Raw genomic sequence first — 21,977 nt, 5'->3', positions numbered from 1 at the left:
GAGAGACGCATCCGATGGAAACCACCCCTGCCTTGCGCCCGGTCACGCTGATCGGCGTTCCCACCGATGTCGGTGCCGCCAGTCTCGGGGCGGCCATGGGCCCGGACGCGCTGCGCGTGGCGCAGCTCGGGCCGGCGCTCGAACGCCTGGGCCTGCACGTGCAGGACCTCGGCAACCTGCACGGCCCGCCGAACCCGCGCGGCGAGCGCACGGCCGAAGGCCTGCGCAACTTCGCAGAATGCGAGGCCTGGAACCGCTCCACGCACGATGCGGTGTTCGGCCAGCTGCAGGCCGGGCGCCTGCCGGTGATGCTGGGCGGCGACCACAACCTCGCGATCGGCTCGATCAGCGCCGTGGCGCGCCACTGCCGGGAGACCGGCAAGCGGCTGCGCGTGCTCTGGCTGGACGCGCATTCCGACAGCAACACGCCGGAGATCTCGCCCAGCGGCAACGTGCACGGCGTGCCGGTGGCCAGCCTCTGCGGGCTCGGCCCCCCGGCGCTCGCGTCGCTCGGCGGCCCCGGCCCGGCGCTGCGGGGCGCGCAGATGTGCCAGATCGGGTTGCGCAGCGTGGATGCGGCCGAGAAACGCATGATCCACCAGCTCGGGCTGGAGGTGTACGACATGCGCGCGATCGACGAGCTCGGCATGCGCGAGGTGATGCGCCGCGCACTCGCCGGGCTGGAGGACGACGACGGCGCGCACCTGCACCTGAGCTTCGACGTGGACTTCCTCGATCCCGAGATCGCGCCCGGCACGGGCACCACGGTGCGCGGCGGGCCGAACTACCGCGAGGCCCAGCTGTGCATGGAGATGATCGCGGACACAGGAAGGCTCGCCTCGCTCGACATCGTGGAGCTCAACCCCGCGCTCGACATCCGCAACCAGACCGCCGAATTGGTGGTGGACCTGGTGGAGAGCCTGTTCGGCAAGAGCACGCTGGCGCGCACCCCCGCCCCGGCCCCGTACGGGCGCTAGGCCCTGCTCAGGCCCGCTTGGGGGAGGCAGCGACGGCGGCCGCAGTGCGCGCCAGGTGCCGCCGCGCGAAGTCCTCGTACCAGCCGAGGCAGCCCGGGTTGGCCATGGCGTCGCGGTTCACCACCTTCTCCAGCGGCTGGCCGAGCAGCAGCTTCTTGATGGGCAGCTCCTGCTTCTTGCCCGTGAGCGTGCGCGGCACCTCGGCCACCTGCACGATCTCGTCGGGCACGAAGCGCGGCGAGAGCGCGGTGCGGATCGCCCCGGCGATGCGGCCCTGCAGCGCGTCGTCCAGCACGGCGCCCTCGCGCAGCGCCACGAAGAGCGGCATGTGGCTCTCGCGGCCCAGGTATTCCAGGTCCACGACGAGGCTGTCGAGCACTTCGGGCAGAGCCTCCACCGCGCGGTACAGCTCGCTGGTGCCCATGCGCAGGCCGTGGCGATTGATGGTGGCGTCGCTGCGGCCGTAGATCACGCAGCGGCCTTCCGGGCCGACGCGCAGCCAGTCGCCGTGGCGCCAGACGGCGCCCATGGACGCGGGGCCGTCGCCGCCGCCGGGCTGGCGGCCGTGGCCGGGCGGGTACATGTCGAAGTAGCTCGCGAGGTAGCGCGGCCCCTGCGGGTCGCCCGGCAATGCAGGTGCGCCCGCGGGCGCGTCGCCCCAGAAATAGAGCGGCATCGAGGGGATGGGCTGGGTGCAGACCAGCTCGCCCACCGCATCGGTGACGGGCCGGCCGGCCTCGTCCCAGGCCTCCACCGCCGCGCCCAGCATGCGGCACTGCATCTCGCCGGGCACCTGCGGCAGCTCGCGGTGGCCGCCGATGAAGGCGCCGCAGAAATCCGTGCCGCCGGAGATGTTGTCCCACCAGACCGGCTCGCTGCCGCCATCGCCTCCGGCCTGGGCCCGGATGCGCGCGAACTGCGCCGTGCCCCACTCCTGCACTTCGGGCGAGAGCGGCGAGCCGGTGGTGCCCAGCGCGCGGATGCGGGAGAGATCGCCGCAGGCCGCGAGATCGAGCCCCGCCTTCATGCAGTTGGCGTAGAAGGCGGCGCCCGCGCCGAAGAAGGTCACGCCGGTCTCGGCGGCGAAGCGCCAGAGCGTGCCCCAGTCGGGACGCTCGCGGCTGCCGCCCGGGTTGCCGTCGTAGATCACGCAGGTGGTGCCCGAGAGCAGGCCGCTGGCCTGCGCGTTCCACATCACCCAGCCGGTGGAGCTGTACCAGTGGTAGCGCTCGCCGAAGGAGTTGGGCGCGTGGCTCGGGCCGATGTCGTTGTGCAGGCTTTTGAGCAGCAGTGCCACCAGCACCATGCCGCCGTGGCCGTGCACGATGGGCTTGGGCAGGCCGGTGGTGCCGCTGGAATACACGATCCAGAGCGGATGGTCGAACGGCAGCCAAAGCGGCTCGAAGGACGCCACCGCGGCATCGTCCCGCGCGGTGGCCCCGGCGTAGTCCACGCAGCCGTCGATGGCGCCCGCGGTGCCGAGCTGGTCCACGACGACGACGTGCTCCAGCGTGGGCAGGGCCGCGCGCAGCTCGGCGAGCACGCCGCGGCGGTCGAGGTCGCGGCCGCCGTAAGTGACGCCGTCCACGGCGATCAGCGCCTTGGGTTCGATCTGCCGGAAGCGGTCCAGCACCGCGGCCGTGCCCATGTCGGGCGCGCACACGCTCCAGATGGCGCCCAGGCTGGCCGTGGCCAGCAGGGCCACCATGGCCTCGGGGATGTTGGGCAGGTAGGCGGCGACGCGGTCGCCCGGCCCCACGCCCTGCGCGCGCAGGTGCAGGGCCAGCGCGGCCACCTGCCGGCGCAGTTCGGGCCAGGAGAGTTCGCGGTGCTGGCCGCGCTCGTTGCGGCTGATGATGGCCGGCTGCCCGGCCGCGTGCGCGGCGTCGGCATGCCGCAGCGCCTGGCGCGCATAGTTCACCTGCGCGCCGGGGAACCATTCGGCGCCGGGCATGGTGTTGCGGGCCAGCACGGCCGTGTGCGGCGTGGGCGATTCGAGGCCGAAGTAGTCCCAGATGCTCTGCCAGAAGGCATCCAGGTCGGTCACGGACCAGCGCCAGAGGGCTTCGTAGTCATCGAACCGCAGGCCATGCCTGGCGTGCAGCCATTCCTGGTAGAGCCGTATCTGCGGGACGAAGGGGGCGTGCGCCGCGGGGGCAGCGGCCGCGTTGCGCGGCGGGGGGGTGGTTGTCTCCATGGCCACGCAGCGTACTGCGTGGTGCCCCGGCGTGTCACCGCCGGGGCGTCCCGGGCTTGACAGGCGAAGCGCCGGTCAGTCTTCCTTGAGTTCCTTCACGCTGGTGATGGCGTACTCCTTTTCCTCCAGCTGCCGGGCCGGCTCGGGAATGCCGTAGTCGTTCCAGTGGGAGGCAGTCTCGTCGAGTTCGTGGCCGCGCTCCTGGCAGGTCCAGTCGGTATTGATGGCTTCCTGGGGGATGGGGCGGCCTTCGGGCACCACGAGGTAGGAATGCTTGCCGTCGGCTTCGGGCCGGCGGTAGATGTCGACGCGCATGGGCGGGATCCTTTACTGCGATGGGAGAGGAAACTCCACTCTAGCCAACGCCCCGCCACGCTCCCGTAGGAAAACCGCCCGGCGCCGGGTGGCCGCCGGGGGCTTTCCGGTCACGTGCTCACTTGGCCGCCATGTCGCGCATGCGGTCGGCGCGGCCGGCCGGATCGGGGTGCGAGGAAAGCATCTCGTCGAGCACGCCGCCCTTGCCGCCGCCCTGGGCCGCCAGCTTGCGGAAGGCCGATTCCATCGCGCTCACCTTGTACTTGTGCTTCTTCATGAAGGCCAGGCCGTAGTCGTCGGCGGCCGTCTCCTGGCTCTGCGAGAACTGGCTTTTGACCAGCTTCTCGCCGAGCGCGCCCAGGTCGCTGTCGGCGAGGCGGCCCACGCCGCCGGCCGCGGAGGCGGCCTTGCGGCCGGCCGAGGCGAGGTAGGCGGTGCGCATGGCGGCCAGGGAGTGCTGCAGCTTCACGTGGCCGATCTCGTGGCCGATCACGCCCAGCAGTTCCTGGTCGTTCATCATGTCCATCAGGCCGCTGTAGACGCGGATGGAGCCGTCGGCCGTGGCGTCGGCGTTCACTTCGTTGGCGAGGTAGACCTTGAAGTTGAGCTTCATGCCGTCTTCGTTGACGTGGTTCTTCGTGAGGCGGGCCAGGCGCTGGGCGTACTTGTTCTTGGCCGGCGCGACCTTCTCGGTGCGCTCCTCGTAGGCGCGGAACTGCTGCGAGACGGACTTGAGCTCGTCGTCGGACACGGTGACCGCCTTAAACACGTCTACGGCCGCGCCGACCTTGCTGTCGGTGCTGGAGCCGGTGCCGCCCGTGCCCGCCGCACCCAGCACGGAGCCGAGGCCGGAACCGGCGGACGGGGACCCCGTGGAGCCGTTGGTGGCGCAACCGGCCAGGATGATGGAGAGCGCAAGCGCGCCCAGGCGGAACGTGTTCATGGTTTTTCTACCCTCTTTGGAATGATGGATGGGATGGCCGGAAAGGAAGGGTCCGGGCGCGGCCCGGCATCTTTCGTGCGCATGGGCCCCCAGCGGGGCCGCTTTCCGGCGCGGGACGGATTCTCTTCACACTGGCAGGTCTGCGCGCCCTGCGCCGCCCCGCACTTGCATCCATTTGTATTCAGTTCCAAAACCGGTAACACCCTGCATCCCCGGGGAACTTTCCACGTTTTCCGCTCGCGCACCTTCGCCCTGCAGGCGACATCTTGTTGCTTCTTTTGCAAACACCGTCCGGTCGTTCGGCGACTCAGAGGGACAGAGCGAACAGGCGCCCGGAGAGCGGCGCATTCGCCAGCATGTCGAGCGCGACGGGCTGGCGCGCGCTGGTGACGAACAGGGTGCGGCCGTCCGTGCCGCCGATCGCCACGTCGGTCGGGCAGGGCACCGGCAGGGCCGCCACCCGGTCCGGGCTGCCGTCGGCAAGAAAGCGCACCACGCTCCAGCCGTCCCGCAGCGCCGTCCAGACGCCCCCCTCGGCGTCGAAGGCCAGCCCGCTGACGCGGCCCGAGCCCTTGGGCACGGTGACGAGCCGGCGCACCACGCCGGGGCTCTCCGGGTGCATGTGCAGGATGGCGCCGGTATCGGGCACCGTGGCCAGCAGGGCGCCGTCCTGGGCGCGCCAGCGCAGGCACTGCAGCGGCTCGGCAAGGCGCCACAGCACGTCGAGCGCGCCGCCCCCGCCCAGGCGGCCCACCGCGCTGCCGCCTTCGGCGGTCTCCACCGCCATCCACACGCAACCCTCCGCGCCCAGGCAGGCGGCGCGCACCGGCATGCCGGCCGGCCAGGCGGGCCAGGGCTCGGGCGCCGACGCGCCGGGCCGCCAGCGCAGCGCACGGCTGGCGCCGACGATCGATACGTCCCCCCGGCCGTGTACCAGCACACCGACGATGGGCGCCTCGTCATCGGCCACGGCACGGTCGGTGCCCGCTGCGTCCGGCGCGTCCGGTTCCTGCGGCGGCGCGGTCCAGGCGCGCAGCGTGGGGGCGAGCACGTCCGCCCAATACAGCACGCCGGTGTCCGCGCACCAGTGCGGATGCGCGCCCTGGAAGGCCCAGGGCCCGGCCAGCGCGCGGGCCTCGGTATCGGCGACCGGGGCGCGCACGTGCCGCAGCTGCGCTCCCACGCGGCGGGCCGCCTCGGCCACCTCCGGGCCGAGCAGCTCCAGCCGTTCAGGCGTGAGGCGCCAGGCGGGGCCCGCCACGCTGAGCGCGCCGCGCACCTGCCCCTGGCCGTCCACGATGGGCGCGCCGACGCAGCGCACGCCGGACACGATCTCCTCGTCGTCGATCGCGTAGCCCCGCGCCGCCGTCACGCGCAGCTCGGCCTGCAGGCGGCGGCGGTCGGTGATGGTGCGCGGCGTGAGCGCCTTGAGCGCCAGCCCCCGCACCAGAAGTTCCCGCTCGGCATCGGGCAGCACCGACAGGATGGCCTTGCCCTGGCTGGTGCAGTGCACCGGCTTGCGCTGGCCGAGCGCGCTGGAGGAGCGCTCGCTGTGCGCGCCGTCGCAGCGCTCCAGCGACACCACCTCGCGCCCGTCCAGCGCGGCGAGGTAGCTGGTCTCGCCCGTCAGGTCGCGCAGCGCGCGCAGCTCCAGCGCCGCGGCGGCGGCGAGATCGGGCATGGCGTAGACCTGCCGTGCCATCTCGAAGCAGCGCATCCCCAGGCAATACACCCTGCGCAGGGGATCGCGCCGCAGCAGCCCGCGCGCGACCAGGGTGGCGAGCAGGCGGTAGACCGTCGTGCGCGACCATCCGAAGCGCTGGGCCAGCGCGGCCTGGCCGAGCCCGTCCGGGGTGGAGCCCACCGCTTCCAGCAGGTCGAGCGCCTTGTCCAGGGCAGCGGTGCCGTCGGCGGGAGAAGAAGCCATGTGTGTCTCGAATGGTGGAACGGGCTCGCACTGTAACGGCCCGTGATCCGCCCGCGATCGATGCCGCTATCGCCGCCCGGCCGGCCGCGCCCGGGTCGCCGCTCCCCGGGCGCAGGCCAGCGCCGCGGCGGCCAGCACCACGGCAGGAAGGCCGTAGAGCCAGGACGTGGGCAGCACCGGCAGCCACAGTCCGGCCGCCAGCGGCCCCAGCCCCGCCCCGATGTCCCGCCAGACGGACCGGGCCGCCAGGGCACGGACCCGGTCGGCCCCGGGGTGGCGGAGGGCGACGATGGGTGCGAGCAGCGGCAGCTGCAGGGCCCGCAGCACCACGATCGCCGCGGCGCAGCTCCACAGCCAGCCCGTTCCGAAGCCGACGAGGGCCATGGCCGTCATGAGCGAGAAGACCACGAGCAGCCGTTCCGCGCCCCACCGCTCGGCCCAGCGGCCGCCCACCGGCCCCAGAACGATCTCGGAGCCGTACCGGACGGCGAGCAGCACCGCAGCGGCCGTCAGCGCACTGGAAGGCCACAGCTGCTGGCCCAGCACGGTGAGGCCGATGAGAAACAGGCCATCCAGCGCGAACCCCTCCACGAAGGACCACGTATCCAGGGCGTTGGGACGCGACGGCCTGGCCCTCACGGCGCCCATGCCCGGGTGGGGCCGGGCGGGAAGCGTGCGGGCGGGCCACAGGCCGGCCAGGGCCACGAGGCTCAGCGCGCCCAGCACCCATCGGGGCCCTGCCAGCGCGCTCAGCGCGGCAGCCACCGGCAGGGCGATCACGGGCCCCAGCGCGATGAAGGCACGCGACCGCCCGGACCGTGCCGATGCACCGGCCACCGACGACGTGGCCAGCACCTGGGTGGAGAGGTTCAGCGCGGCGAACGCCATGCCCCAGAGCAGCCGCAGCGGCAACAGCAGCCAGAAGCCGCCGAGGGTGGCATTGCCCAGGGCGCCCACGGCAGCCGCCGCGACCGCCAGCGTGCAGACCCTGCGGTCGCCGTACCGGGCATAGAGGCGCGCGACCCAGCCGTACCCGGCGATGCGCACGAGACGGTTGGCCGCGAGCAGGATTCCCGCCTCCGCCAGGGTGATGCCCCATGCGGCGCCGTGGACGGGGAACAGCAGATAGAGCACCACGTCCGAGGGCAGCGTGGTGGCCAGCGCGATCGCGGCGTTCCTGGAGTCGCGGTCGGCCGCTTCGGGACCGGTAGGAGCTGTCTCTGCCGCGCTTCGTGTCTGCATCGCCCGGATCGTGGGCCACGCGGAGAGCGCCGACAAACGAGTTTGTTGCGCAGCTACGTGTGCAAAAATCTCACGCATGGCCCTGGTGCTTCCTCCTCTCAACGCGGTGCGGGCCTTCGTGGCCGCAGCTCGGCACCAGAGTTTTTCGCGGGCAGCGCAGGAGCTTCACGTGACCCACGGCGCGGTCAGCCGGCAGATCAAGGGCCTCGAAGCCGATCTGGGCGTCGCCCTCTTCGAGCGCCGTGTCCGGCAGGTGGTGCTCACGGTGGAGGGCCAGGCGTTCTACGCGCAGGCCGAGGCGGGTCTCGCCCTGATCGGCCATGCGGCCACCGCCCTCCGGTCCGGTGCGGCGGGCCGTGCCGTGCGGATCAATGTCCGGCCGTCGTTCGCCGTGCGCTGGCTGATCCCCCGGCTGCCCGACTTCGTGGCCAGGCATCCCGGCATCGAGCCGGAAGTCGTCACCAGCACCGCCACCCCGGCGCGCGCGCCGGAGGGTTTCGACGTGGCCGTGCGGCGCGGGCTCCAGGGGTGGCCCGCATCGCTGCAGGTGGCACCGTTCCTGGAGGACGAGGCATTCGCCGTGGCCTCCCCCGCCTTGCTGCGCAGCATGCATCGCCCGGTCGAATCCCCCCGCGATCTGGCGGCGTTCGTGCTGCTCGGCGCGCGATCGAGAAAAGGGGATTGGGACGACTGGTGCCGGCAGGCGGGGATCGGCCGGCTGAAGGCGGCGGGACGGCTGCACCTCGACCACCTGCACCTGGTCTTCCAGGCCGCCATCGATGGGCTGGGCCTGGCCATGGCGCCGCGCTCGTTGTGGGGCAACGATCTGCGGCAGCAGCGGCTGGTGGCGCTGCTGCCACGGCACGGCCTGCCTCTGGACCGGTACTACTACGGCATTTCGCCCGAGGCCTCCGAAGAGACCCGCTGCTTCGTGAAGTGGCTGGAGGCGGCACAAGACCTCTAGCACCCGTCGGGGCCGAGCCCGCCGGCCGGGCCGGAACCCTCCCGGTGGCCGAGGGTGCCGAGGCCTGATGCGGCGGCACCGACGCTTGATGCACGGCAATGGCGGGCGCGGCCCACCGCGCCCACAATGGGCGGTTGCCCTTCCTGCCGCCCTGCCGCCGTCCACCCGCCATGAACGAGATGCCCGCGCCCGCCTCCGCCACCGATCCCCAGCCGACCCGGGCCCTGGCCGTGGCCTCCCACGATTGCGACGTCCTGATCGTGGGCGGAGGCCCCGCGGGGCTGTCGCTGGCGGTCTCGCTGGCGCAGGCGGGCTTCACCGCCACGGTGGTGGAGCGGCAGACCGAAGCCGCGCTGGCCGCGCCCGCCCCGGACGGCCGCGAGATCGCGCTCACCCACCCGAGCGCGGACACGCTGCGGCGCCTGGGTTCCTGGCAGCGGCTGCTGCCGCACGAGATCGGGCGCCTGCACGCGGCGCAGGTGCACGACGGCCCCGTGGGCGGCGCACCGCCGCTGTGCCTGCAGGCCCAGGCCGCGCACGGTCCCGGGCACCTGGGCTGGATCGTGCCCAACCACGCCCTGCGGCGCACCGCCCATGCCGTGGCCGCGTCCACGCCCGGCGTGCGGCTGCTGGCCGGCCGGCAGGTGGCGCGCGTCGCCGTCACGGCCGGTGCGGCGGAACTGGAATGCATTCCCGCCGACGGCACGGGCGATGGCCACGGCAGCCGCCCGCTGCGGCTGCGCGCCCCCCTGCTGGTGGCCGCCGACAGCCGCTTCTCCACCACCCGGCGCCACTTGGGCATCGGCGCATCGAGCACCGACTTCGGCCGCACGGTGATCGTCTGCCGCATGCAGCACGCGCAGGCCGGGGACGGCACCGCGCACGAATGCTTCGGCTACGAGCGTACGCTGGCCATCCTGCCCCTGCCGCCAGACCCGGACACGGGCGCGCCCCTGTGCTCGGTGGTGGTCACCACCCGCGCCGATGACGCCGCCGCGCTGCTGGCGCTGCCGCCGGCGGAGTTCGCCGCCCGGGTGCAGGCCCAGTTCGGCGGCCGGCTGGGCGCGATGCGCCTCGTGGGCGAGCGCCATGCCTACCCGCTGGTCGCCGTCTGGGCGCACCGCTTCAGCGGCCACCGCTGCGCGCTGCTGGGGGATGCGGCGGTGGGCATGCACCCGGTGACGGCCCACGGCTACAACCTGGGCCTGGCGGGCGTGGAGCGGCTCACCGGCGCCCTGGCGCAGGCGCGCCGGACGGGCCGCGACCTCGGCGATGCCGACCTGCTGCGGCGGCATTACGCGGGCCCGCACCACCGCCACGCCTGGCCGCTCTACGAGGGCACGAACGCGATCGTGCGGCTCTACACCGACGACCGCCCGCTGCCGCGCCTGCTGCGGCGCGCGGTGCTGCAGGGCGCGCGCCGGTTTGCGCCCGTGCAGGCGGCGATCGTGGGCCAGCTCATGGGCACGGCGCCGCAGGCGGGCTGAACTTTCGCGCGGCGGCGAACTCATGCATGCCGCCCGCGCACAGTACGAGCCCTGTATGGCGCGCGGGGCGTGCAGGGAGGCCCTTGGCGTCACGGTGACCGGCTACCCTATGCTCTGCCATTCCGGTCCCGCACACCATGAAAAACCAAGCGTCCCGCGAATTCTTTCCACGCCAGGTCGTGGATGCCGGTCCCAACCGATGGGACTGGGCCCTGCTGCCCCTGGTACTGGCCGCGATCGTGCTGCTGGCCTACGGCGCCGCGCAGATGGCGCAGCCCTTCCACATGGGCGAGACGCTGCCGCTGTCGCTCGACCCGTGGCAGCTGCCCTACTACCTGCTGCGCACCACGCTGCGCATGTTCATCGCGATGGGCGCGTCCCTGGTCTTCGCCTGCGTGTTCGCGGTGCTGGCCGCCAAGTACCGGCTGGCCGAGCGGGTGCTGATCCCGCTGCTGGACATCCTGCAGTCCATCCCCATCCTCGGCTTCCTGTCGATCACCGTCACGGGCTTCATCGCGCTCTTCCCGGGCAGCCTGCTGGGCGTGGAGTGCGCCGCCATCTTCGCCATCTTCACCTCGCAGGCATGGAACATGGCCTTCAGCCTGTACCAGTCGCTGCGCACCGTGCCGGCGGAACTGCAGGAGGCAGCGCGCGTGTTCCAGCTCTCGGGCTGGCAGCGCTTCTGGCGGCTGGAGCTGCCCTTCGCCATGCCGGGGCTGCTGTGGAACATGATGATGTCGATGTCCGGCGGCTGGTTCTTCGTGGTGGCGTCCGAGGCGATCTCGGTCTCGCACCAGGACATCAAGCTGCCGGGCGTGGGCTCGTACATCGCGATGGCGATCGAGGCGCGCGACCTCTCCGCCATCGGCTGGGCCATCGGCTGCATGCTGGTGGCGATCCTGCTGTACGACCAGCTGCTGTTCCGGCCGCTGGTGGCCTGGGCCGACAAGTTCCGCTTCGAGGAGAGCGGTGCCGATGCCGTGCCGCGCTCCTGGCTGCTGGACTGGCTGCGCCGCGCGCGCGGCGTGCAGGGCGTGGCGGGCTGGTGCCAGCGGCAACTGGCGCGCACGCTCACGCTGTTCCGCCGCAGCCATGACGGCACCTCGATCCGTGCGCGGCCGCAGTCGCGCTCTGCGCGCGCCGAACGCGTGTGGGACGCGGTGCTGGCCGCGGGCGTGCTGTTCGCCATCGCGCGGCTCGTGCAGTTCGTGCACTCCGAGGTGGGCTGGCACGAGGTGGCGCACGTCTTCACCCTGGGCGGCTACACGCTGCTGCGGGTGCTGGTGCTGATCGCGCTGGCCGCGCTCGTCTGGGTGCCGCTGGGCGTGTGGATCGGCATGAACCCGCGCTGGTCCGGGCGCCTGCAGGCCGTGGCGCAGTTCCTGGCCGCCTTCCCGGCCAACCTGTTCTTCCCGGTGGCGGTGATGCTGATCGTGCACTGGAAGCTGAACCCCGACGTGTGGCTGTCGCCGCTCATGATCCTGGGCACGCAGTGGTACATCCTCTTCAACGTGATCGCCGGCGCGTCGAGCATCCCGAACGAGCTGCGGCTGGCCGCGCAGAACCTGGGCCTCTCGGGCTGGCTGAAATGGAAGCGCTACCTGCTGCCCGCGGTGTTCCCGAGCTTCGTGACCGGCGCCATCACCGCCAGCGGCGGCTCGTGGAACGCGAGCATCGTGGCCGAATACGTGACCTGGGGCGACACCACGCTGCAGGCGCAGGGCCTGGGCAGCTACATCGCGCAGATGACGGCCGCGGGCGACTTCCCACGCATCGCGCTGGGCATCGGCGCCATGGTGGTGTTCGTGATGGGGCTGAACCACTTCCTGTGGCGGCGCCTCTATCGCCTCGCCGAGGATCGGATGCATACATGAGCCCACCCCGTTTGAATGTCTCACTGTGTGTAGACATTCCATCCCCCTCAAGGGGCGCCGCCAGCGGCCTGGCAAAGCCAGTGCCGCGGCGTCTGCTGGCATGGCCTGCTCCGCGGCCATCAGAAACTTTGTGCACGAGCCACTTCCGTGCGGTGCAAGCCGCTCTCAGCGCAATGGATCACTGACCTATGACGCAATCCATCATCGAACTCCAGGGCGTGGGCAAGAGCTTCCGCTCGTCCGACGGCCGCGAGCGGCCCGTGCTGCAGCAGGTCGATTTCACGCTGCGCGAGGGCGAGATCGTCGCGCTGCTCGGCCAGTCCGGCTCCGGCAAGAGCACGCTGCTGCGCATCATGGCGGGGCTGGTGCCGGCCGACGGGGGGCAGGTGCGCTACCGCGGCCAGCCGCTGCACGGGCCGGCGCGCGCGATCAGCATGGTGTTCCAGTCGTTCGCGCTGTTCCCGTGGCTCACGGTGCAGCAGAACGTGGAGCTGGGGCTGGAGGCGCGCGGCGTGCCGCAGGCGCAGCGCGCGGCACGGGCCGAGGCCGCCATCGAGCTCATCGGCCTGGCGGGCTTCGAGGGCGCGCTGCCGCGCGAGCTGTCGGGCGGCATGCGCCAGCGCGTGGGCATCGCGCGGGCGCTGGTCACCGAGCCGGACGTGCTGCTGATGGACGAGGCGTTCTCGGCGCTGGACGTGCTCACCGGCGAGCGCCTGCGCGAGGACATCCTGCAGCTGTGGCGCAGCGGCACCATGCCCACCAAGGCGATGCTGGTGGTGTCGCACAACATCGAGGAGGCCGTGATGATGGCCGACCGCGTGCTGATCTTCGCGAGCGACCCGGGCCGCATCCGCTGCCAGCTGGCGATCCAGCTGCCGCGCCCGCGCGATCCGGACAGCCACCATGTGCGCGCGCTGATCGACGAGGTGTATGCGCTCATGACGGCCGGGGCCGCGCGCCATGCGCCGGCAGCCGGGGGGGAGGCGGCGGCCGGGCCCGCGCCCGCCACGCTCACCGACCGCCTGCCCGCCGCCGACGTGGCGCGCATGGACGGCCTGCTGGAGCTGCTGGCCGAGCCGCCCTTCGACGGCCGCGCCGACCTGCCGCGGCTCGCGGAAGAGACCAGCCTCACCGACGCCGAGCTGCTGCCCGTGGCCCATGCGATCGCCCAGCTCCAGCTCGCGGCGCTCGCGGGCGGCGACCTGCAGATCACCCCGCTCGGCCGGCGCTACGTGGAGGGCGCCCACGGCCTGCGGCAGGACATCTTCGGCCAGCAACTGCTCGCCCACGTGCCGCTGGTGGCGCACATCCGCCACAGCCTGGAGCAGGAGCCCGCGGGCGAGCTGCCGGATGCGCCCTTCCTGCGCCTGCTCGCCGAGCAGCTCGACGCGCAGGAGGCCGAGGACGTGCTGCGCACGGCCATCACCTGGGCGCGGCACGGGGAGGTGTTCGAGTACGACTACCGGACGGGGGTCATGCGGCTGCCGACGGGGGAGGAAACGGCGCCCTGAGCCGACGGGTCGCCGAGGGAAGCGGAAGCACGGCGCTCCGGCAGCCCGCCAGCGGCAGGCGGCACGGAGCGTTCGGAGGCGTCCAGCCGCACGGGCCGGGCCCCGCCGCCGACCGGCGCGAGGCTGCCGTACAGGAGGCGCCGGATGGGGATGACGCGGCTGAACATGGTCGGTGGTCTCCGGTCGGTCAGGCGGCGGCGGGGGCGGATGCGGTGGCAGCGGCTTCCTCGCGCCACCAGGGCTGCGTGGCCGTGGGGAACCGGATGTCCACGCGCTCGCCCATGGTGGGCGTCAGCAGCGGCACGCCGCGCGCGGCCGCGAGGGCGGCGATGCGCTCGAAGGGCTCGGTCCAGCCGTGGAACGACAGATCGAACGTGCCGTTGTGGATGGGCAGGCAGCGCCCGCCGCGCACGTCCAGGTGCGCCTGCAGGCTCTGTTCGGGCTGCATGTGCACGTCGGGCCAGTCGGTGTTGTAGGCGCCGGTTTCCATGAGCGTGAGATCGAAGGGGCCGTAGCGCTCGCCGATCGCCCGGAAGCCGTCGAAGTAGCCGGAATCGCCGCTGAAGAAGACGCGCGTGCCGCCCGCGATCAGCACCCACGACGCCCAGAGCGTGCGGTTGCCGTCGGAGAGGCTGCGCCCCGAGAAATGCTGCGCCGGGGTGCAGACCAGCCGCACGCCCGCGAAGGTGGTGCCCTGCCACCAGTCGAACTGCCGCACCTTGTCGGCCGGCACGCCCCAGCCCACCAGGCGGTCGCCCACGCCCAGCGGCGCGATGAACTGGTCCACCTTCGGCGCGAGCGCGAGCACGGCCGCGCGGTCGAGGTGGTCGTAGTGGTCGTGCGAGAGCACCACGCCGCGGATAGGCGGCAGTTCATCGATGGCGATGGGCGGGGCATGGAAACGCCGCGGCCCGGCGAACGCCACGGGCGAGGCGCGCTCGGCGAACACCGGGTCCGTCAGCCAGAACCCGCCCTGCAGCTTGAGCAGCACCGTGGAATGGCCCAGGCGCCACAGCGACATGTCGGGCGCGGACAGCAGGGCCTCCCGCGTGAGCGCCTGCACGGGCACCGGGCGGTCGGGCACCGTGCCGGGCGGCTTGCCCAGCGCCATGCGCAGCATCACCCGCAGGCCCTTGCGCCAGCCCATGCGGCGGGGCGGCGCCGCGTTGCGGAAACGGCCGTCGGCCGAGGCCGGAAGCCGCAGGGGAGACGGATCGGCCGGGGCGGCTTGGCTGTAGGCGGACGGACGGGCCATGGCAGTGGGGCAGGTATGGGAAAAAGACGCACTACGAAGTGCACTGCACAGTGTAGTGTTGTTTCGCAAAAAGTAAACCACGCAGTGTAAAATTTCCGAATGACAGCTACCGACGTGCTCCCCCGCCTGACCGACCGCAAGCGCGAAGCCATCGTGCAGGCGGCCATCGCGGAGTTCCGCGAGGGCGGTTTCGCCGGCACCAGCATGGACCGCGTGGCCTCCGCCGCCGGCGTATCGAAGCGCACGGTCTACAACCACTTCCCCAGCAAGGACGAGCTGTTCTCCGCCATCCTGGACCAGCTCTGGAACCGCAGCCAGGCACTGCCCGAGACGTCCCACGACGCCGGCCGGCCACTGCGGCCGCAGTTGCTGGAGCTGATCGGCGGCAAGATGCAGCTCTTCAACGATCCGAGCTTCATGGACCTCTCGCGCGTGGTAATGGCCGAGATGCTGCACACGCCCGGCCGCGCGAAGGCGATGGCCGAGCGCCTGTCCTCCAGGGAAGAGGGCCTGCCCGCCTGGATCCGCGCCGCGCAGCAGGCGGGTCGCCTGCGGGCCGATGCCGACCCCCTGTACGCGGCCCACCTGCTCATGGGCCAGCTCAAGACGCACGCCTTCTGGCCACAGCTCATCCTGGGCCTGCCCGCCCTCGACGAGGCGCAGCAGGCCCAGGTACTGGCCGACGCGGTGGACATGTTCCTGGGCTTCTATTCCCGCGGCTGAAGCCCCCGCTCCCCCACGTCACGGCCCGGCCGCCCCCGCACCCCATGCCCCTGTCCCCCTATCTCGACACCGCCCCCACGATGGACGCGGGCGTCTTCGTCCATGCCTCGGCCCAGGTGATCGGCGACGTGCACCTGGGGCGCGATGCCTCCGTGTGGTGCAACGCCGTGCTGCGCGGCGACGTGCACCGCATCACCGTGGGCGAAGGCTCCAACGTGCAGGACCTGGCCATGGGCCACGTCTCGCACCGCCACCCCGGCAAGCCGGACGGCTCGCCCCTGGTGATCGGCAGCCACGTGACCATCGGCCACTCGGTGATCCTGCACGGCTGCCGCATCGGCGACGAATGCCTGATCGGCATGGGCAGCATCGTGATGGACGACGCCGTGGTGCAGGACCAGGTCATGCTCGGCGCGGGCAGCCTGGTGCCGCCCGGCAAGGTGCTGGAGCGCGGATCGCTCTACATCGGCCGGCCCGCGGTGCGCCAGCGCGCGCTCACCGCCCAGGAGATCGCCTACCTGCGCTATTCGGCGGAGCATTACGTGCGGGTCAAGAACAACTACCTGGCCGCGCCGCAGCCACCGCAGCAGCCACATCCCCTGCCGGCACAGCCGCGCTGAGCCCTCGACACCGGAGAGTGGATCGTCTAATCTGCCCCATGCAATGAACCCCTTTCTTGAGCAATTGTCCGGGTCGGTCGCCGCGGCGCAGAACGTGGAAGACCTCACGCGCTCGCTGCTGGAGATGCTGGAGGCGGTGACGGGCATCGAGTCCACCTACCTGACCTCCATCGACGAGTCCCAGGGCACCCTCGAGATCCGCTATGCCCACAATGCCGGCGAGCTGCAGATTCCCGAGGGCTTCTCCACCGCCTGGGACCAGACGCCATGCAAGCGGGCGATGGACGAGGGCCGGGTCTACATGGACGACATTTCCGAGCGCTGGGGCGACATGGCGGTCGTGCGCGACCTGGGGCTGCGCGCCTATGCCAGCATGCCCGTGCGCAGGGCCGACGGCCAGCTGTGCGGCACGCTCTGCGCGGCCAGCCGGCGCGAGCGCCCCAGTACCCCTGAAACGGGACACATCCTCACGCTCTTCGCCCACCTGATCGGCCAGCAGCTCGAGCGCGAGCGGCTCATCCAGGAACTGACCGCCGCCAACGAGCGGCTGACCCGGCATGCCGCCACCGACGAGCTCACCGGGCTGCCGAACCGCCGGGCACTCATGGACGCCCTCACGCGCCTGCTGGCGCAGGGCCGGCGGCGGCAGGCGGAGGTGCTGGTCGCCTTCGTCGACCTGGACGACTTCAAGGCGATCAACGACCGCCACGGCCACGGGGTGGGCGACCAGTTCCTCGCCGCCATCGCCCAGCGGCTGCGAACGGTGCTGCGCGAGGAAGACGTCATCGCCCGCATCGGCGGGGACGAATTCGTCGTGGCGACCCTCGGCCCGCAGGCCGGAGACGCGTCGCGCTGCGCCCAGGACACTTTCCGTGAGCGCATCGCGCAGGCCACGCAGGGGCGCTTCGACCTGCCGGGCGGATCGTTCGACTACGCGGGCGCCAGCGTCGGTGCCGTCGCCGTGCCGCCGCACGGCTCCTCCACGGCCGGGGACGCGCTGCGGCTGGCCGACCGGCGGATGTACGAGACCAAGCAGGCTCGGCGCGCCCTGGCCCCTGTCGACTTCAATCCGCGCTGATGCGGGCGCGCGCGGCCACGGCGCGCATCAGGGGCAGCTCGCGCTCCAGCAGCGCAGCGGCCTCGGCGGCGGAGCCCACGACGGCCTCCACGCCCTGCTCGGCCAGCGCCTTGCGCACGCCGGGGTCGGCCATGGTTTCGGCGAGCGCCTGCTCCAGCTTCGCATGCACCGCGGGAGGCAGGCCGCGCGGGGCGATCAGCGTGCCCCACGATTCGAGCACCACGTCCGGAAAGCCCGCCTCGGCGAAGGTCGGCACCTGCGGCAGCGTGGCCAGGCGCCGGGGCGAGGCCACGGCGATCGCCCGCACCTTGCCGGCCCTGATCTGCGGCGCGGCGGTGACCACGGTGTCCATCGCGAGCGGCAGCTGCCCGCCGATCAGGTCGGTGAGCATCGGCGCGCTGCCCTTGTAGGGCACGTGCAGCAGCTGCACGCCCATGGCGAGCCAGGCCATCTCGGCCGCGAACTGCGACGCGGTGCCCGCGCCGAACGACGCATAGGGCAGTTGGCCCGGCGCCTTCTTCGCGGCGGCCTGCAGCTGGGCCAGCGTGCCGAACGGCGCGTCCTTGCCCGCCAGCAGCACCATGCCGGCACGGCTCACCATGCCGATCTGCTCGAAGCTCTTCACGGAGTCGTAGGGCAGGTCGCGGCGCACGGCCGGGTTGAGCGTGAGCATCGAGCCCGAGCCGATCAGCAGCGTGTAGCCGTCGGGCGCCGAGCGTGCCACATAGCCGGCAGCCACCGCCGTGCCGCCGCCGGGGCGGTTGTCGATCACCACGGGCTGGCCGAGCTTTTCGCCCAGCTTGGGGGCGATCGCGCGGCCGATGGTGTCGCTGCTGCCGCCGGGCGGGAACGGCACCACGAGCGTGACGGGGCGGGACGGCCACGCGGCCTGCGCGAGCGCGCCGGCCGCACCCATCCATGCCGCGGCGGCCACGGCGGCCGCCCTGAAGGCCCAGGCCCTGCGTTGCATCTTCATGGAAAACATACTCTCTCGGAAAAGGTCAAGGGTGCGGATGGTAGGCAAGCCCTCAGATGCGCCCCGGCATATCGATAGATACGCGGCAGTGCCCCCAGGCCGGCGCGGGCAGCCACCGGCCGGGATAATCGGGGTCCGCCTCCCCACGATTCCCATGCCCGATTCCGCCTGCCGCGTGCTGGCCGTCATCCCGCCGATGACGCAGCTCAACACGCCCTACCCCTCCACCGCCTACCTCACGGGCTTCCTGCGCTCGCGCGGCGTCGCGGCGTTCCAGGAGGACCTGGCGCTGGCGCTGGTGCTGCGGCTGCTCTCGCCCGAGGGTTTGAGGGACGTGGCGGCGCGCGTGCAGGCGATGCCGGAGCAGCGCCGCAGCCCCGCCGTGCAGTCCTTCGCCGCGCAGCAGGACCGGTACCTGGCCACCATCGGCCCGGCCATCGCCTTCCTGCAGGGCCGCGACAGCACGCTGGCGCACCGCATCGCGGGGCGCCACTACCTGCCCGAAGGGCCGCGTTTTTCCACGCTCGACGTGTATGTGGACGACGAGGGCGGCGATCCGCTGGGCTGGGCCTTCGGCGCCCTGGGCCTGCAGGACAAGGCCAAGCACCTGGCCACGCTCTACCTGAACGACCTGGCCGACGTGCTGCGCGATGCGGTGGACGAGCGCTTCGAGTTCGTGCGCTATGCCGAATCGCTGGCCGGCAGCCAGCCGACCTTCGACCCGCTGGCCGACGCCCTGGCCGCGCCGCCCACGCTGGTGGACGAACTGCTGGTGCAGCTCACGCACGAGGCCGTCGAGCGCCACCGGCCCACCGTGGTGCTGCTCTCGGTGCCGTTCCCAGGCTCGGTCTATGCGGCCTTCCGCATTGCCCAGGCCATCAAGGCACGGCACCCGCACGTCGCCACCGTGCTCGGCGGCGGCTTCGTGAACACCGAGCTGCGCGAGCTGTCCGATCCGCGCGTGTTCGACTTCTTCGACTACGTCACGCTGGATGCCGGCGAGCGCCCGCTGCTGGCGCTGCTGGAGCACCTGGAAGGCCGCCGCGGCCGCCAGCGCCTCGTGCGCACCTACGTGCGGGACGACGCCGGCACCGTGCAGTACGTGAACATGATGGAGGCCGACGTCGCCTTCGCCGAGGTCGGCACGCCCACCTGGGACGGCCTGCCGCTGGACCGCTACCTGTCGCTGCTGGACATGCTCAACCCGATGCACCGGCTCTGGAGCGACGGGCGCTGGAACAAGCTCACCGTGGCGCACGGCTGCTACTGGAAGAAGTGCAGCTTCTGCGACGTGGGCCTGGACTACATCGGCCGCTATGAGGGCGCCAGCGCCCAGGTGCTGGCCGACCGCATCGAGGCCATCGTGGCCGAGACGGGGCAGACGGGCTTCCACTTCGTGGACGAGGCCGCGCCCCCGAAGGCGCTCAAGGCGCTGGCCACCGAACTCATCGAGCGCAATGCCGGCATCAGCTGGTGGGGCAACGTGCGCTTCGAGAAGACCTTCACGCCCGAGCTGGCCGGGCTGCTCGCCGATTCGGGCTGCATCGCCATTTCGGGTGGGCTGGAAGTGGCCTCGGACCGCCTGCTGCAGCTGATGAAGAAGGGCGTCTCGGTGGACCAGGTGGCGCGCGTGACCCGCGCCTTCAGCGACGCCGGCATCCTCGTGCACGCCTACCTGATGTACGGCTTCCCGACGCAGACCGTGCAGGACACGGTGGACGCGCTCGAATACGTGCGCCAGCTCTTCGCCAACGGCTGCATCCAGAGCGGCTTCTTCCACCGCTTCGCCTGCACCGTGCATTCGCCCGTGGGCCAGAACCCGCAGGAATACGGCGTGACCCTCGCGCCGCTGCCGCCGGGCGGTTTCGCGAAGAACGACGTGGCCTTCATCGACCCGACGGGGGTGGACCACGATGCGCTCGGCAGCGCGCTGCGCAAGGCCATCTACAACTACATGCACGGCATCGGGCTCGAGGAGGACGTGCGCGCGTGGTTCCCGTTCAAGGTGCCGAAGACCACCGTGAACCGCCGCCGGATCGAGCGCGCGCTGACCGGCCAGGCCTGACCCCCGGCGATTCGCGCCCGCGCAACACAATGCGCGCCTTGTCCCCGCAAAACCGCGGGCCGGGGGAGGCCGCCGAGCACTCCGTTGCGTTTTGTCACATACTCACGGATTGTCATGGCTCCGCGCGAAAATGCGCGTCCGCGCTGGGTTTTCGCCCGGCCGAGCCCCTGCCGTTCTGAAAGTCCCCATGCAATTCCTCCGCCGCCTCACCCTGGGATCCCGGCTTGCCCTGGGTTTCGGCCTGCTGCTGCTGCTGCTGGCCATCGTGACCGGACTGGGCATCGCCCGCATGTCCTCACTCGACCATACGTCGCAGCAGATCTCGTCCGAGTACTACGCCAAGGCGAACATCAGCCAGCGCATCAGCTACCTCGTGCTGGACATCGCCCGGGCCGCGCGCAACATCGTCATCCTGGAGGATGAGGCGCAGATGGCCTCCAACAAGGCCGTGATCGACAAGAACATCGCCGAACTGGGCACCGCGGTCGCGCGGCTGCGGCAACTCGAAACGGGCGCCGAGGCCCGCCGCCTGATCGACACCACCGAAGCCAGCAGCAAGGAGTACCTCGCCTTCACGGACGACGTGGTCAAGCTGGGGCTCGCCAACCAGAACACCGAGGGACAGAAACTGCTTTTCGGGCCGCGCTACAAGTTCCAGGGCCAGCTGCTCGGCCATCTGGCCGATCTCGTGAAACGGTACGAGGGCGAAATGCAGCAGGCCAGCGCCCAGGCCCACGAGACCTTCGTGCAGTCCGCCACCATCCTCGGCGTGGTGGCCCTGGTCGCCGTGCTGGTGGGCGTGGCCGGCGCGGTCCTCATCACCCGCTCGATCACGGTGCCCATGGCCCGCGCGGTGGACGTGGCCCATGCCGTGGCCGAGGGCGACCTCACCCGCGCCGTGGACGATGACGGCCGCGACGAGGCCGCCCTGCTGGTGCAGTCGCTGCAGACCATGAACGGCAACCTGACCCGCGTGGTGCACCAGATCCGCCAGGCGAGCGATTCCATCGCCACCGGCTCCAGCCAGATCGCCAGCGGCAACGCGGACCTGTCGCAGCGCACGGAGTCGCAGGCCTCGAGCCTGCAGCAGACCGCCGCCTCGATGGAGGAAATGAGCGCGACCATCCGCCAGAACGCGGACACCGCCCGCACGGCCAGCCAGCTTGCCGCCACCGCCAGCCAGGCCGCGAGCCGCGGCGGCGACGTGATGGGCCAGGTGGTCGCCACCATGCAGGACATCTCGGGCAGTTCCAGCAAGATCGCCGACATCATCGGCGTGATCGACGGCATCGCCTTCCAGACCAACATCCTGGCGCTGAACGCGGCCGTGGAAGCCGCCCGTGCGGGCGAGCAGGGCCGCGGTTTCGCCGTGGTGGCCGGCGAAGTGCGCGCACTGGCGGGCCGCAGCGCCGAGGCCGCCAAGGAGATCAAGACCCTCATCGGCCAGAGCGTGGAGAAGGTGGGCACCGGCACGCGCCTGGTGGACGAGGCCGGCACGACCATGTCGGACATCGTGCAGCAGGTGCAGCGCGTGAGCGACCTGATCGCCGAGATCGATGCCGCCACGCGCGAGCAGAGCGAGGGCATCGGCCAGGTGAACGCGGCCGTGTCGCAGCTCGACCAGGCCACCCAGCAGAACGCCGCGCTGGTCGAGGAGTCCGCCGCCGCGGCCGGCAGCCTGCAGCAGCAGGCCGTGCGCCTCACCGAGGCGGTGGGCGTGTTCCGGCTCTCCGGCATGGCCGAGCGGGCCGCCACCATGGCGCCCGCGGCGCCCATCCCGGCGCCCGCGCCCCGCGCCGTTGCGGCGCGCGCGCCCGCACGGG

At 72.0% G+C, this 21,977-nt stretch carries 17 protein-coding genes; 10 read left to right on the top strand and 7 right to left on the bottom strand.

The window, feature by feature from the left end; translation table 11 throughout:
* Positions 1 to 14 precede the first annotated feature (14 nt).
* Complete coding sequence (rocF, locus tag Q9R47_RS14710) at positions 15 to 977, top strand: arginase (protein ID WP_311233946.1); 963 nt, start codon at positions 15 to 17, stop codon at positions 975 to 977.
* A gap of 7 nt (positions 978 to 984) precedes the next feature.
* Here rocF and Q9R47_RS14705 read toward each other — a convergent pair whose 3' ends face one another.
* The 5 genes from Q9R47_RS14705 to Q9R47_RS14685 all read right to left on the bottom strand — a co-directional run bounded on the left by Q9R47_RS14705 (position 985) and on the right by Q9R47_RS14685 (position 7,601).
* Positions 985 to 3,174 (bottom strand): acetoacetate--CoA ligase, encoded by a 2,190-nt coding sequence (locus Q9R47_RS14705; protein ID WP_311233945.1) that lies wholly within the window; start codon positions 3,172 to 3,174, stop codon positions 985 to 987.
* A 75-nt stretch (positions 3,175 to 3,249) separates the two neighbouring features.
* A complete protein-coding gene (locus Q9R47_RS14700; RefSeq protein ID WP_311233944.1) occupies positions 3,250 to 3,489 on the bottom strand; it encodes a DUF6139 family protein in 240 nt (79 codons plus the stop codon).
* 118 nt (positions 3,490 to 3,607) lie between these two features.
* Positions 3,608 to 4,432: a M48 family metallopeptidase gene (locus tag Q9R47_RS14695; protein WP_311233943.1), complete on the bottom strand. Its 825-nt coding sequence runs from the start codon at positions 4,430 to 4,432 to the stop codon at positions 3,608 to 3,610.
* A gap of 307 nt (positions 4,433 to 4,739) precedes the next feature.
* Positions 4,740 to 6,359 carry an IclR family transcriptional regulator C-terminal domain-containing protein gene (locus Q9R47_RS14690; protein ID WP_311233942.1) on the bottom strand — a complete coding sequence of 540 codons (1,620 nt, stop codon included), beginning with the start codon at positions 6,357 to 6,359 and terminating at the stop codon, positions 4,740 to 4,742.
* A gap of 66 nt (positions 6,360 to 6,425) precedes the next feature.
* Positions 6,426 to 7,601: an MFS transporter gene (locus Q9R47_RS14685; protein WP_311233941.1), complete on the bottom strand. Its 1,176-nt coding sequence runs from the start codon at positions 7,599 to 7,601 to the stop codon at positions 6,426 to 6,428.
* Positions 7,602 to 7,677: 76 nt separating this feature from the next.
* Here Q9R47_RS14685 and Q9R47_RS14680 point away from each other — a divergent pair, with 76 nt between their 5' ends.
* From Q9R47_RS14680 to Q9R47_RS14665, 4 genes are all read left to right on the top strand, one after another.
* Positions 7,678 to 8,565 carry a LysR substrate-binding domain-containing protein gene (locus tag Q9R47_RS14680; RefSeq protein ID WP_311233940.1) on the top strand — a complete coding sequence of 296 codons (888 nt, stop codon included), beginning with the start codon at positions 7,678 to 7,680 and terminating at the stop codon, positions 8,563 to 8,565.
* 170 nt (positions 8,566 to 8,735) lie between these two features.
* Entirely contained in the window at positions 8,736 to 10,052 is a 1,317-nt protein-coding gene (ubiM, locus tag Q9R47_RS14675; protein ID WP_311233939.1) for a 5-demethoxyubiquinol-8 5-hydroxylase UbiM, read from the top strand.
* Positions 10,053 to 10,189: 137 nt separating this feature from the next.
* A complete protein-coding gene (locus Q9R47_RS14670; protein ID WP_311233938.1) occupies positions 10,190 to 11,926 on the top strand; it encodes an ABC transporter permease subunit in 1,737 nt (578 codons plus the stop codon).
* Between the two features lie 188 nt (positions 11,927 to 12,114).
* Positions 12,115 to 13,437, top strand: a complete 1,323-nt coding sequence (locus Q9R47_RS14665) for a nitrate/sulfonate/bicarbonate ABC transporter ATP-binding protein (protein ID WP_311233937.1) — start codon at positions 12,115 to 12,117, stop codon at positions 13,435 to 13,437.
* 187 nt (positions 13,438 to 13,624) lie between these two features.
* Here Q9R47_RS14665 and Q9R47_RS14660 read toward each other — a convergent pair whose 3' ends face one another.
* On the bottom strand, positions 13,625 to 14,692 hold the full coding sequence (locus tag Q9R47_RS14660; RefSeq protein ID WP_311233936.1) for an MBL fold metallo-hydrolase: 1,068 nt from the start codon (positions 14,690 to 14,692) through the stop codon (positions 13,625 to 13,627).
* A 99-nt stretch (positions 14,693 to 14,791) separates the two neighbouring features.
* Here Q9R47_RS14660 and Q9R47_RS14655 point away from each other — a divergent pair, with 99 nt between their 5' ends.
* Genes Q9R47_RS14655 through Q9R47_RS14645 form a run of 3 tightly spaced genes read left to right on the top strand, consistent with a single transcriptional unit; the run spans position 14,792 to position 17,113 of the window.
* Positions 14,792 to 15,415, top strand: a complete 624-nt coding sequence (locus Q9R47_RS14655) for a TetR/AcrR family transcriptional regulator (protein ID WP_311233935.1) — start codon at positions 14,792 to 14,794, stop codon at positions 15,413 to 15,415.
* A gap of 44 nt (positions 15,416 to 15,459) precedes the next feature.
* The gene (locus Q9R47_RS14650) at positions 15,460 to 16,035 is read left to right on the top strand and encodes a gamma carbonic anhydrase family protein (RefSeq protein ID WP_311233934.1); all 576 of its coding nucleotides are present in this window, start codon (positions 15,460 to 15,462) and stop codon (positions 16,033 to 16,035) included.
* A gap of 43 nt (positions 16,036 to 16,078) precedes the next feature.
* A complete protein-coding gene (locus Q9R47_RS14645) occupies positions 16,079 to 17,113 on the top strand; it encodes a sensor domain-containing diguanylate cyclase (protein WP_311233933.1) in 1,035 nt (344 codons plus the stop codon).
* Here the strand turns inward: Q9R47_RS14645 and Q9R47_RS14640 are convergent.
* Positions 17,100 to 18,089, bottom strand: a complete 990-nt coding sequence (locus Q9R47_RS14640; protein ID WP_311233932.1) for a tripartite tricarboxylate transporter substrate binding protein — start codon at positions 18,087 to 18,089, stop codon at positions 17,100 to 17,102. The two genes, Q9R47_RS14645 and Q9R47_RS14640, sit on opposite strands and share 14 nt — an antisense overlap.
* Positions 18,090 to 18,243: 154 nt before the next feature.
* Here Q9R47_RS14640 and Q9R47_RS14635 point away from each other — a divergent pair, with 154 nt between their 5' ends.
* On the top strand, positions 18,244 to 20,154 hold the full coding sequence (locus Q9R47_RS14635) for a radical SAM protein (RefSeq protein WP_311233931.1): 1,911 nt from the start codon (positions 18,244 to 18,246) through the stop codon (positions 20,152 to 20,154).
* A gap of 187 nt (positions 20,155 to 20,341) precedes the next feature.
* Positions 20,342 to 21,977 (top strand): methyl-accepting chemotaxis protein (locus Q9R47_RS14630; RefSeq protein WP_311233930.1); only part of this gene is annotated, 1,636 nt, incomplete at its 3' end.

This window comes from Acidovorax sp. PRC11 (assembly GCF_031844105.1).
Lineage (GTDB): Bacteria > Pseudomonadota > Gammaproteobacteria > Burkholderiales > Burkholderiaceae_C > Paracidovorax.
Note: the sequence above shows the minus strand (reverse complement) of the source record. Positions and strands in the feature narration are given on the sequence as shown.